This is a genomic window from Cohnella silvisoli (assembly GCF_021190915.1).
GTDB lineage: Bacteria > Bacillota > Bacilli > Paenibacillales > Paenibacillaceae > Cohnella > Cohnella silvisoli.
This window is the reverse complement of record NZ_JAIOAP010000014.1, coordinates 184,107-197,228: the sequence shown is the minus strand read 5'-3', so window position 1 is coordinate 197,228 and position 13,122 is coordinate 184,107. Positions and strand designations below refer to the sequence as shown.

The 13,122-nt window shown below is 50.4% G+C and carries 11 protein-coding genes; all 11 read left to right on the top strand.

Annotated features, from left to right (window positions below; translation table 11 throughout):
* The first annotated feature begins 51 nt into the window (after positions 1–51).
* The 11 genes from K7P76_RS23835 (at position 52) to K7P76_RS23785 (ending at position 12,982) form a co-directional block, all read left to right on the top strand.
* Entirely contained in the window at positions 52–1,065 is a 1,014-nt protein-coding gene (locus K7P76_RS23835; protein WP_232187859.1) for an LCP family protein, read from the top strand.
* 155 nt (positions 1,066–1,220) lie between these two features.
* Positions 1,221–1,661 carry a CBS domain-containing protein gene (locus K7P76_RS23830; protein ID WP_232187857.1) on the top strand — a complete coding sequence of 147 codons (441 nt, stop codon included), beginning with the start codon at positions 1,221–1,223 and terminating at the stop codon, positions 1,659–1,661.
* 29 nt (positions 1,662–1,690) lie between these two features.
* The gene (locus K7P76_RS23825; RefSeq protein WP_232187855.1) at positions 1,691–3,664 is read left to right on the top strand and encodes an amidohydrolase family protein; all 1,974 of its coding nucleotides are present in this window, start codon (positions 1,691–1,693) and stop codon (positions 3,662–3,664) included.
* Between the two features lie 182 nt (positions 3,665–3,846).
* On the top strand, positions 3,847–4,149 hold the full coding sequence (locus K7P76_RS23820) for a MazG-like family protein (protein WP_232187853.1): 303 nt from the start codon (positions 3,847–3,849) through the stop codon (positions 4,147–4,149).
* A 5-nt stretch (positions 4,150–4,154) separates the two neighbouring features.
* Complete coding sequence (locus K7P76_RS23815; RefSeq protein WP_232187852.1) at positions 4,155–5,060, top strand: DUF2232 domain-containing protein; 906 nt, start codon at positions 4,155–4,157, stop codon at positions 5,058–5,060.
* A 68-nt stretch (positions 5,061–5,128) separates the two neighbouring features.
* Entirely contained in the window at positions 5,129–7,093 is a 1,965-nt protein-coding gene (locus K7P76_RS23810; RefSeq protein WP_232187851.1) for a DHH family phosphoesterase, read from the top strand.
* Positions 7,090–7,533, top strand: a complete 444-nt coding sequence (rplI, locus tag K7P76_RS23805; RefSeq protein WP_232187850.1) for a 50S ribosomal protein L9 — start codon at positions 7,090–7,092, stop codon at positions 7,531–7,533. The genes K7P76_RS23810 and rplI overlap by 4 nt, the downstream gene beginning before the upstream one ends.
* A gap of 4 nt (positions 7,534–7,537) precedes the next feature.
* Positions 7,538–8,911 carry a replicative DNA helicase gene (dnaB, locus tag K7P76_RS23800; RefSeq protein ID WP_232187849.1) on the top strand — a complete coding sequence of 458 codons (1,374 nt, stop codon included), beginning with the start codon at positions 7,538–7,540 and terminating at the stop codon, positions 8,909–8,911.
* A 179-nt stretch (positions 8,912–9,090) separates the two neighbouring features.
* Complete coding sequence (locus tag K7P76_RS23795) at positions 9,091–10,380, top strand: adenylosuccinate synthase (protein ID WP_232187848.1); 1,290 nt, start codon at positions 9,091–9,093, stop codon at positions 10,378–10,380.
* Positions 10,381–10,540: 160 nt separating this feature from the next.
* Positions 10,541–11,236 carry a hypothetical protein gene (locus tag K7P76_RS23790; protein WP_232187847.1) on the top strand — a complete coding sequence of 232 codons (696 nt, stop codon included), beginning with the start codon at positions 10,541–10,543 and terminating at the stop codon, positions 11,234–11,236.
* A gap of 177 nt (positions 11,237–11,413) precedes the next feature.
* Positions 11,414–12,982 carry a M23 family metallopeptidase gene (locus K7P76_RS23785; protein ID WP_232187846.1) on the top strand — a complete coding sequence of 523 codons (1,569 nt, stop codon included), beginning with the start codon at positions 11,414–11,416 and terminating at the stop codon, positions 12,980–12,982.
* The last annotated feature ends 140 nt before the right edge of the window (positions 12,983–13,122 follow it).

Sequence of the window (13,122 nt, the reverse complement as noted above, 5' to 3'; positions counted from 1 at the left end):
TGAAAGAGATGGAAATTCATATAGGAGAGTTAGGAGAGGGAGAGAGAAATTATGCGTAATTATCGTCGTTTCAAAATCGTTATTATTTCTACGTTTATGCTGTTAGCAGTAGCTGCAGGGGTCATATACGCTAACCGGGGATCTTTGTCGGCTCTAGGTTACGATTGGTTCTTGTCCGATAAGGTTGAAGCAAGCTTCGCGGGTTCCTATAAGCCGCTTACGGATCGGCCGGTAACGCAAGAGCCTCCGCAAGTAGAACAACCGTTCAGCATGCTGCTCATGGGAGTAGATGCAAGGAATCATGAACACGGCCGTTCGGATACGTTAATCTATACCGTTGTCCGTCCACAGGATGGCAACGTTCTGATGGTTTCCATTCCGCGCGACACGTATACGGACATCGTAGGCAAGGACAAGAAGGATAAGATCACTCATGCATACGCCTACGGGGGTCCTGAGATGGCCGTGAATAGCGTAGAGGAACTGCTTGATACGAAGGTCGATCACTATGCCTCAATTAACTTCCAAGGTTTTGTTAAGGTTGTCGATGCGCTTGGAGGGATTCCTTTGCCAATTGGGAAAGACATCGTTAACAAAGGGGCCGACCACGAGAAATTTACCGTAAAAGCGAATCAAGACAGCTATTCGGGCGTAGACGCGCTTAACTACGTGCGTTATCGTGAGGATGCCGGCGGCGATATGTCGCGGACAGAGCGCAATAGAGTATTCCTTGAGGCGCTCGTGCACAAAACTTCGTCTTTGAAGCAATGGACGAAGATTCCCGAGTTACTGGACATTGTCGGGGAAAACTTCAGCACGGATTTACCTCCGGAGTCGATGAACGAGCTCGCCAAGCAATTTCTGCAAACGGGACATGAAATTAAGAGCTATACGCTTAAAGGCGAAGGCAAACGGATGGGTACGCAGAATCTGTGGTATTACGTGGCGGACGAGGATGATTTGGCGAATGTTCGCTCGACAATCGCAAATTGGTTAAACCCGGAAACTCCAGAAATCCAATTAACGGCGCCGCAGGATCCAAGTACAACAACCGAATCCAAGTAAAATGTCTTCGCCGTCTTTAGGACTGCGGATGGTGAATGATAAGTCGACCATGATATAATAAAAATGCTGCGGCTAGAGGCTGCAGGTATTTCGTTGAACGATTAGAAAGTATAAGTCTCCATAGAGACCGTTTTAATTAGACGGAGGAGGAAACTATGAACATCGCATTTTTTCTACTGCCTAAACAAGAAGTCATAAGCGTAAACGAAGACGCTACGCTGCGCCAAACGCTAGAACGGATGGAACGCCATCGGTATACGGCAGTCCCCGTTATTAGCGAAAAAGGCGAATACAAGGCAACGGTTACCGAGGGCGACCTTCTCTGGTATTTGAAAAGCCACCCCGAGTTAAGCTTTGATCAGCTTCATCGTGTATCTTTGTGCGACGTTCCGCTAAGAATGAATAATCTTGCCGTTAGAATCGACGCGAACATGGAAGATTTGATATCGCTGGCTAAGACGCAGAACTTCGTGCCTGTCGTAGACGATATGAATCGGTTTATCGGAATCGTAAGGCGAAGCGACATTATTGATTATTGCGAGCAACTGCTTCTTCCTTTCAATTCGAATGAAAAAGAATTAAAGAGGGAAGCGTAGGAAAATATTGGACAACTATGGAGGAACGGATGAATCATCGCCGGCACGCATCACGTAAACGCAAGATTTTCCCCATTCTGATACTACTATGCATTGTAATCGTCGCCGGGGGGATATGGGCTGGAACTACCTTATTCGGCGATCGGAATGCCAATCCATTGTCACCATCTAGCCCGAGTTCTACGGCTGAAAGCGAAGGCGGCGCCTCTCCTTCTAGCAGCGGGTCACCGCCTGTCGATGTGAAGGAAGAAGGCGTGATCGATCAGCCGACGGCTTCCGAATTAGGTAAAACCTACGATGTCGTTATTTCCAACGGCCGGGTTATTAATCCGGAGACGAAGCTGGACCGAGAAGGCCTTAACGTGGCTATTCAAGGAGGCCAAATCGTACTTGTTACGGATCAGAAGCTGAAGGGCAAACGGGAAATCGATGCGACGGGGCTGGTTGTGTCTCCTGGATTCATCGACAATTTGTCTTATGACCCGAATCCGATCGGAGTATGGAACAAGATCGCCGACGGCGTGACGACGAACATCGCCATGCACGGCGGAACGGCAAGTCCGGAGAAATGGTATCCGTATTACGTTCGCAACAGAACTCCCGTTCACTTCGGGGCATCGTTCTTCTATACGCAAGCGCGCAACCAGTTCAAGCTGAGCCGTTACGATACGGCGAAACCGGCACAAACGCAAAAGTTGGTTGATCAAGCCGAGAAGGCTCTGAACAATGGGGCGCTCGGCATCTCGTTCAGCCTGGAGTACGTGCCCGGAGTAAACGACAAAGAAATATTGCCGCTTATGAAGCTTGCTCAGAAATATAACGTGCCGGTTTATTTTCACGCTAGATATTCCGATATGGAAGAACCGGGAACGAACATCGATGCGCTCAACGAAATATTGGGTTACGCGCGTGCTTCGGGTGCGGCTGTCCACATCGACCACATCAATAGTACCGGCGGAACGTTCTCCATGACGCAGTCGCTTAAGATGGTATCCGATGCGATAGCTGAGGGACTCGATATTACGTCGTGCATCTATCCTTACGATTACTGGGGAACCTACCTGAATTCCGCTCGGTTCGACACGGGATGGCAGGAGCGGTTTCGTATAACGTACAAGGACCTGCAGATTGCCGGTACGAACGAACGCCTTACTGCAGAGTCGTTCCGGAAATATCAGCAGCAAGGCAAGTTAGCCGTCGCCTATGCGATTCCGAAGCAAGACGTTATCGATTCGCTGAAAGCGCCGTATGTCATGATCGGCAGCGACGCCATTCTGGAGCCGGGGTTCAACAACCATCCACGGGCTTCGGGAACTTTCGCGCGAACGGTGGGGCTCTATGTTCGGGAGCAGAAGGTCATCTCGCTCTCCGACGCGATCGCGAAGATGTCGCTCATGCCCGCTCAACGGTTAGAGAAGCAAGCGCCTGCCTTGCAGAAGAAAGGCCGTATCGCCAAAGGGATGGATGCGGATATCGTCGTCTTCGATTATAACAAGATCAGCGATAAATCCACGGTAGCGAAGCCGGAGATCGTATCGGCGGGCATCAAGTATGTACTCATTAACGGGCAAGTCGCGCTAGACGGGAAAGGCATCCACAAGGATATCCGCGCGGGACAACCTATTAAAAGCGAGTTCTTACGCGTGAAGGCTGGCGGGACGTCACTCTCTTGGGAGGGCGATACGATTACTCTGCTGGATTACCGGGGTTCTAACTATGTAGATCTGGTTGCCCTGGAAGGCCACGGCTATACCTTTAAATGGGACAAGATTACGCATACGTATAAGTTAGCCGTCGTCAAGGACTCCAAAGCAACAAATGTACCGAAGCCCAAAGTCGGGGAGCTGATGCTGGAGCGGGGATACAAGCTGCTTTGGGATAACGGCGTCAACACGGAGCTGTTATCCGTGGGAGATCGCAGCTACGTCCCGCTGACGGCGCTTCAGGCGCATGGCTGGAAGCTGACGAAGTCGGGTAAGGAAATGAAGCTGGAAGCCCAATAGGAAAGAGCGTAAACCCGGTCGCATACGTTGCTTCCGGGTTTTTGCATCTATCGGAGAGTATAAATTCCTCGATAGAGCCGGTTTACTTGCCCTGTCGTGTCGCATCGGTTTTGTGATATAATGAAGTTTGCAGCTTTCCGGGCTTCTGCATCTATGTTGAGTTGAGCGCAGGAGGAATAGCGATGGAACGTGACTTGGATGTAGCAACCAGAACACGAATGATCGAGTGGTTAAAAACCGAAGTGGTCGATCAGGTATCGCGCCTGTTCAAAGCATTATGGGACGGGAGCACGAACCGGGTAACCGACAGTTTGGCGGGGCTTATCGCTAGCTCTTACATCTTGGGACGACGTCTGGGCATACCGTATCGGGATCTGGACCAGGCCATTGCGGACAAGCTAGCTAAGCTTAAACAAGAGGGACATCAATTGGAGGACCAATACCGGGATCTAACCGAGTTGTCCGAACATATCCGCAAGAGGTGAATTTGTTGACTATAAGCTCAAAGTCGCTGGCTTGGAGTGCGGCGGCGTTACTTTTACTGCTTTCGCTTGCGACACCCCTGAATTTTATGACGACCTTTTTGATCATGACCCCGTTCGTAGTCCTCTACACCATGCTTAAACCAAAGATTTTCGTCTTGCATCTCCTACCGATCGGAGTCATCGCGTACTTCTTGTCGGGAGCTTATGGACCGGTCGTCTTGACGCTCGCTTTCTTCTTCCTTGTTCCGTCAATTGCTATCGCGCATATGTACAAGAGAGGAAGCTCGGCGCGTTTAGCGGTCACTATCGGATTTGTTTTCGTATTGGCGCAATTGCTGCTTGAGCTCGCGCTCTTCTCGTTGCTCTTCAATATCGATCTCAAAGCGGAATTGATCTCGATGCTTACGGAAAACTTAAAACAGCTTGAAACAGGTAATATATTCGCGGCCGGTTGGGCGGTGGATACGGCTAACGCTTTCGGCGATGCTATTATGACAATGCTGCCTATGCTGCTGCTGCTCTCTGCGTTTCTCTTTACGATTGTGACGCATGCATTGTCGCGGTTGGCGCTTCGGACAGTAAACATACAAGCACCGGCTTTGCCGCTTGCTAAGACATGGAGATTACCGAGAAGTTTGGTGCTGTATTATTTGGTAGCGATGATTGCCAGTATGGCGATGCCGGACGATAGCGGCGGGTATTGGGCGATCGTCGTATCGAATCTTATACCGGTGTTGCGGTTCGCGTTTACGATCCAAGCGATCGGATTTTTCTTCTTTCTGGCGGATGCCAAAAAGTGGCCGAGAATCGTTCCATTGATATTGTGCATACCGCTTATGCTATTTCCCCCGTTTTACATGATTGGTCTGCTCGACGCAGCTTTCCCGCTGCGCAAATATTTCGTGAAATAAGGTGCGAATAGGAACGGCTTGCTCGCTGTAAGCTGTTCTACCACCATTAGACGGGAGCGAAAGCGGATATGCCCAAGTTTCTCGTGCAGCGTTGGCACGGCATGCATATCGTCTGGGCACTAGTGCTCATCTTCATGTTAACCGTTGCATTGGCTTGGTACCAATGGCTGCTCGGTTTATTAGGTTTGGTGCTCGGCGGCGGAGTCGCTGTATATAGCATACTTGCGGAGAAAGCATTTCGAAGCGATTTGAACGATTACGTACTTACGCTGTCCCATCGGATTAAGAGCGTGGGCAATGATGTCATTGGCCAGCTTCCTTTCGGAATAATCATTTATAACGAAGATAAAGAAATACAGTGGCACAATGCTTTCGTTGCAACGGTCATCGGTAAGGCTTCCATTGTCGGGGAACCTCTAGCCACCCATTTTCCCATACTTCAGCAGCCGCTTAAGGATAAGGAATCCGGCATTGAGGTGACCATCGGCGGGCGCGTATACGAGCTGCTGCTTCGCGCGAACGAGAGATTCCTGTATATCCGCGATATCACGGACCGTTGGACGCTTAAGAAACGTTACGATGAAGAGAAGCTGGCGCTCGGTATCGTGATGATGGATAACCTCGAAGAGGTCGCCCAAGGGATGGATGAGCAGCAGCGTGCGTTAATGTTGTCCAAGGTAACCGGCGAGATCAACGAATGGGCTCAGAAATACGGTTTATTCTTGCGTCGGTTATCTTCCGATCGTTATATGGTCATTACGAATCAAATCGCTTTGAAGGCACTGGAGCAATCCCGTTTCGAGCTGCTGGATGACGTTCGCGAAATCACTATCGAGCAGAAGCTTCCAATGACGTTGAGCATCGGTTTCGCATCTGGCGCTGATAATGTCATTGAGCTTGGACATCTGGTACAAGGAAGCTTGGATATCGCGCTCGGACGGGGCGGCGACCAAGCGGTCGTGAAGATCGGGCAGCGTCAAAGCTTCTATGGCGGCAAAAGCAATGCGGTGGAGAAGCGGACGAGGGTGCGGGCGCGAGTCATCTCGCATGCGTTGCGCGATCTGATCAAGGAAAGCGATAATGTCGTGATTATGGGGCATAAGATGCCCGATATGGATGCCGTCGGAGCGGCTATCGGCGTAATGAAGGCGGCTCAGCTATACGGCAAGGAAGCTTATATCGTGCTTGAAGGTATTAATCCTGCGATTCAGCGGATGATGGATATGCTCAAGGAAGACGAGAAGCTGACGAAGAGGTTCATTTCCCCAGAGCAAGGGATGGGCCTGATCGGCAAAAGGTCGCTGGCGGTCGTCGTCGATACGCACCGCGCGACGATGGTTGCGGAACCTCGGCTGCTGCAGGGAACGGATCGGATCGTAATCGTGGATCACCATCGCCGCAGCGAGGAATTTATCGACGATGCGGTGCTGGTGTATATGGAGCCCTACGCTTCCTCAACATGCGAGCTTGTAACCGAGTTGCTGCAATATATCCATGAGCGTGTCGTGCTCGATGTAAGGGAAGCGACGGCGCTGCTGGCGGGTATAACCGTCGACACGAAGAGCTTTGCCTTTCGTACGGGATCGAGGACTTTCGAAGCTGCCTCTTTCCTTCGCCGCAATGGCGCCGATTCGGTGCTCATTCAGCGCATGCTGAAAGAGGATTTAGAAGAATACATTCGCAAAGCGGAAATTATTCGCAACGCGGAAACCTATCGGGATTGCATCGCGATCGCGGTGGCCGATTCAGGCAAGCAAATACCGCAGCTGCTCATCGCGCAGGCCGCGGATACGCTGCTGAATATGACGGGAATTAAAGCTTCATTCGTTGTAGGATTGCGGCCTGACGGCTTAGTTGGAGTAAGCGCAAGGTCGCTGGGGCAAATCAATGTTCAGATCGTAATGGAGCGGCTAGGCGGAGGCGGTCATTTCACGAACGCAGCTTGCCAGATTCAAGGGACGGTAGCCGAAGTAGACGCTAAATTAAAACAAGTGCTCAAAGATCTCGAAGAGGAAGAGGGGTTATTCGAATGAAAGTAATCTTCTTGCAAGACGTGAAAGGCCAAGGGAAAAAAGGCGAAATCAAAGAGGTATCGGAAGGCTATGCACGCAACTTCTTGTTGCCCAAGGGCGTTGTTCAAATTGCAACGGACGGAGCTAAGAAGTCGTTGGATCAACAGGTGGCTTCCGCCCAGAAGAAGAAGGAAAACGAGAAAAACGAATTCAAAGCTCTCGCGGCTAAACTGTCCGAGATGACAATCGTCATCAAGGCGAAAGCCGGAGAAGGCGGACGGTTATTCGGTGCCATAACGAGCAAACAAATCGCGGAAGCGCTGGAAGCGCATAAAATTACGATCGATAAACGGAAAATCGAGCTTGAAGATCCTATCCGCGTACTAGGCGTAACGAAAGTAACCGTGAAGTTATATCCCGACGTAAAGGGCACGCTAAACGTACAAGTCGTGGAGGAATAATCCGATGAACGGAAGCGGAGATCAACTGATATACGATCGCATTCCTCCTCAGAATCTCGAAGCCGAACAAGCGGTGCTTGGCGCTATTTTGCTTGAGTCGGAAGCTCTTATTACGGCCATGGAGAAGTTGAAGGCCGAAGATTTCTACAGCGTCTCCCACCAGCGAATCTATGACGTAATGGTTGCTCTCAACGACGACAACGAGCCGATCGACCTTGTTACGTTAACAGCTCGGCTTCAAGATCTAGGGCAGATGGACGAGGTTGGCGGGATCATGTATTTAGCCAAGCTGGCTAACTCGGTTCCAACGGCAGCCAATGTGGAATACTATGCGCAAATCGTCGAAGAGAAGTCCATTCTCCGGCGCCTGATTCGAACGGCTACTCAAATCGTCTCTAACGGCTATGCGACGGAAGACGACGTGGGAGTTCTGCTTAATGACGCCGAGGCGCGTATTATGGAAATTTCCAACCGCCGCGCGACGCATGGGTTTATCAGCATACGCGACGTGCTCATGGAGGTGTTCGAGAAGGTCGAGTTTCTCTACACGAACAAGGGCGGGGTAGCGGGAATACCTTCCGGATTTATTGATCTCGATAAGATGACCAACGGTTTTCAGCCCAATGACCTCATTATTGTTGCGGCTCGTCCATCGGTAGGGAAAACGGCATTCGCCCTGAACATTGCCCAGAATGTAGCCGTCCGCTCCACTGAGACGGTCGCGATTTTCAGCCTGGAGATGTCTGCCCCCCAGCTCGTACAGCGGATTATATGCGCGGAATCGAATGTGGATGCCACGCGTATGAGAACCGGGGATCTGAAAGGCGATGATTGGGAGAAGCTGTCGATGGCCATCGGCGCTCTTTCCGAAGCTCAGATCTATATCGATGATACGCCGGGCGTCACGGTTTCCGATATCCGGGCTAAATGCCGCAGGCTTAAGAAAGAACGGGGTCTAGGCATGATTCTCATCGACTACCTTCAGCTCATTCAGGGCCGGGGCAAAGCCGGGGAGAACCGTCAGCAGGAAGTTTCGGAAATTTCCCGTACGCTTAAGCAGATCGCGCGTGAGTTAGAAGTGCCTGTAATTGCCCTGTCCCAGCTGTCGCGGGGCGTGGAACAACGTCAAGACAAACGTCCGATGATGTCCGATCTTCGGGAATCCGGTTCCATCGAGCAAGATGCCGATATCGTCGCTTTCTTGTACCGGGATGATTACTACGACAAGGAATCGGAAAAGAAAAATATTATCGAGATCATCATCGCCAAACAGCGGAATGGTCCCGTCGGTACGGTGGAGCTCGTATTCTTGAAAAATTACAATAAATTTGTCAATCTTGATCGATCTCATGAAGCAGCCTATGCCGGAAGCGCATAAAAGGGCGAATTTAGGGCTGAATTCCGAACAATGATATAGGTACTAGCAGGAATGTTCGTTTTTACGTTGACTTCCAAGAGCGCAATTGCTACACTAATCTTGCTGCCTGATCGCCCGAGTGCGATTTCGGGTGGCATTATCATGCCGGTGTGGTTCACACCCCGGATGGAGGGATTGCAATGTCAACAGTCGTTGTAGTAGGTACGCAATGGGGAGACGAGGGCAAAGGGAAGATTACCGATTTTCTTGCCGAGAAAGCAGATGTCGTCGCTCGTTACCAAGGTGGAAATAACGCCGGACATACCATCCTAATTCAGAACAAAAAGTACAAGCTGACGATGATTCCTTCAGGAATTTTTAATGAAAATAAATTGTGCGTTATCGGCAATGGAATGGTCATTAATCCTGGAGCTTTAGTCGAGGAAATTCAATATATACGCGACAACGGATTTTCAACCGATAACTTGAAAATCAGCGATCGCGCTCATGTTATCATGCCGTACCACCTTGTGCTTGACGGGCTTGAGGAAGACCGCAAAGCCGACAACAAGATCGGTACGACGCGCAAAGGGATCGGTCCTTGTTACATGGACAAAGCCGCACGCAACGGAATTCGCATCGCCGATCTGATGGTAGCGGAAGCGTTCGAAGAGAAAGCACGCAGCATTATCGCCGATAAGAATCAAGTGATTATCCAGATGTACGGCGGCGAGCCGCTGGATGCGGATAGCATCATCAAGGAGTACTTAGAGCTTGCTGAATTGCTTCGTCCTCACGTGACCGACACGTCGGTCGTGCTGAACGACGCGATCGATGAAGGGAAGAAAGTACTGTTCGAGGGCGCTCAAGGCGTTATGTTGGACATCGATCAAGGTACTTACCCATACGTGACGAGTTCCAACCCTTCTGCCGGCGGCGTCTGCATCGGGTCCGGCGTAGGGCCTTCCAAGATCAAGGAAGTCATTGGCGTGGCCAAAGCCTACACGACGCGTGTAGGGGACGGTCCTTTCCCGACCGAGTTGCATAACGAGCTTGGTCAATGGATTCGCGACAAAGGCCACGAATACGGTACGGTGACGGGTCGTCCGCGCCGCGTGGGCTGGTTTGATACGGTCGTTGTCCGCCATGCCCGCCGCGTAAGCGGGATTACGGGTTTGTCCCTGAACTCGCTTGATGTATTGACTGGGCTGGAGACGGTTAAGATCTGTACCGCATACAAGTTCCGCGATACGCTGATGGAGCACTACCCTGCCAACCTCAAGTTGCTGGAAGAATGCGAAGCGGTATACGAGGAGCTGCCGGGCTGGAGCGAGGATATCTCAGGCGCTAAAACTTTGAGCGACTTGCCGGAAACGACTCGGAATTTCGTGGCCCGGGTATCGGAGCTTACGGGAATCCCGATTGCGATCTTCTCGGTTGGCCGCAACCGCGATCAGACGAACCAAGTCGCACCGATTTACGGAGCATAATCCTATAGAGTTGAAAGCCGCTTGGTGGATGCAAATCTGCTGGGCGGTTTTTTTTCTATGAATCGCAAACTTTGAAACTTCGCATTTTGTGAATAGGAATGTTTATTAGGAGGTTTGCCCATACTAAAAACTATGAAAAGGGTTAGCGGGAGGTATAGAGATGTTTAAGTGGGTAAGCTGGGTAATCAAGATGGGGGCGACGGCTTTGCTGCTCAGCTTCTTGTGCATATGGACGACGGGCTATATTGTGAATAGTTATATGGAAACGATCATTAAACAGTTGGATTTGCCGATAGAAACGCAGCCGTTCGCATTAACCGGGGTGTGGGGCAAGCTGTGGGGGGCGGAGAAAATTCCGCAAGCGGCCGCTTCCGCAAGCAAGCCGCCAACGGACACAGGTAACTCAAGCGAGAACTCGGGTAACCCGGATAACCCGGTAACGGATCCGGCTAGCTCAAATCCCGTTCAAACTCCGATCGATAAGAGTGCTGATCATGGAATTCCGGAGGCTACGCCCGATAAGGATACTGAAGTGAAACCGGGGGAGGAAGCTAGCCCTAGTCCAAGTCCGGACGGCAAGGGCAATGTCGACTCAGCCCCGGTGTTTAACAGCCAGACCGAGGCGGGACAGCTGACGGATTCGGAGCGACAGGCTTTATACTCTATGGTCGTGTCCAAGCTAAACCAGGCTCAGCTGAAGCAGCTATCCGACTCGCTGAAGGGAGGGCTTACGGCGGAAGAGCTCGTTCAAGTGCAGAATATGCTGAAGTCTTCGTTAACCGATCAGGAATACTCTCAAATGATGGCAATGCTCCAAGGGAGCAAAAAAACGGAAACAGAAACGCTGCCAGAGTAAATAAATCGCATGTAAAAAGAGCAACCGCCGAGATGTAAATCGGTGGTTGTTTCCATTTTTCATAATTCTAATCCGCTCAGACGGTTGATAGGTTCGTCGGACTTATGCTAAAGTTATAAACAAGCTTTTGCCATAACCGGGAAAAGAATATCGAATGCAAGCGAAAAGGAGAAGATCATGACCGATTTCAGGGGAATGGATCGAATCCGGAAATTATGGGATGCCTCACGGCAAAAGTTCCGGCATGTTCGGTCCAAGAGATTGAAAGGTATGACCCTTATTACCCAATCGTCGCAGCCTATAAACAGCAATTTATTCCGCCATTATCGCCAACCGCTTATCGTAACCGCATGCGGCATTGCCGTACTAGTCGCGATCGGAATCGGCGGGCACAAATATGTTCAAGCCCATAACGTAGAGTACTATAGCGTTTTCCTTGAGGGTAAACCTGTCGGAGAGATCAGCAGCGAGCAGAAAGTCGAGCAGTTATTGGCGGCTAAAGCATCGGAGCTAGAGAAAGCTGACACTCCCGTACGTCTTGTGCTTAATGAAGGTCAGGTCACCTATGAGCCTGAAAGGGCTTACAAAAAGTCGACGGATGACGAAGCCACGCTTAATCGTCTGGAAAACATGCTTCAAACTCATCCAATCGGCGTGAAGCTGGTCATTGACGGGAAAGAAGTAGGCGTCGTTCGCGACGAGAAGACGGCAAATGCGATTTTGCAGCGGGTGAAGAATAAGTACGTTCCCGCAAGCAGCGCAGTTAAGAAAGCAGGCTCGGAAGTAAAGTCCTTGTCTTTCAAGGCAGGAGCGTCAGCAACGGCAGCAGAGGCCAAGCCGCAACGTACCGTAACGTCAGTTACTTTCGTAGAGCAGGTTAAGATGGTCACCGAAGATATGGATTCCCCGAAGCTGTCAGACCCCGAGGAATTGTACCGCAAGCTGACCGAAGGACAACCCATCCCGCGGAAGTATACGGTTAAGAAAGGCGATTGTATTGGTTGTATTGCCGCTAAGCTGGATATTACCGAGGATCTTATTTACGAGAACAATGCTTGGATCAAGAATGATAATCTTCAAATAGGCGACGTGTTGGATCTTTCCGAATCCGAGCCTCCGATCTTGAACGTAAATTCGGAGGAGCAAGTAACGGAGATTGAAGACATTGACCCGCCGATCGTATACAAGAAGAGCGACTCGATGAAGGTAGGCCAGTCCAAGGTACTTCGTGAAGGAACGGCAGGTAAGCAGCAGGTTACATACCGTTTGACTAAGCGGAATGGATCGCTTATTGAAGAGGAGCAAATTGAAAAGAAAGTATTGAACGCCCCAATCCCTACACTGATTCTTAAAGGGACCAAGGTCATACGCGGCGAAGGTTCCGGCAAGTTTTCCTGGCCTGTTATCGGGGCTCGAATTACAAGCTATATGGGTGCTAGATGGGGCAGAATGCACAAAGGCATCGATATTATCGGCAAGAGCAGCATCATGGCTGCCGATGAAGGCGTCATCGAATATGCCGGATACAAATCCGGGGGATTAGGCAATGCAGTCATTATCGATCACAATAACGGATTCAAGACCGTGTACGGCCATATGAAAAGCGTCAAAGTCAAGAAAGGCCAGATCGTCGAAAAAGGCGATGTCATCGGAATTATGGGCAGTACCGGACATTCTACAGGCACTCATCTTCATTTTGAGGTACATCTGAACGGCAAAATTAAGAATCCTACGAGCTACCTGTAACACAATTCAAGACTTTCTCGGCGATCCCAATCGGACCCGGGGAAGTCTTTTGTTTTGTCGTACGTAAACTGCCACGAAACGCCATTGGGGTCTTGCCTGCATTATGGTAAGATAACATTAGAATAGCTTCCGAGAAGCGG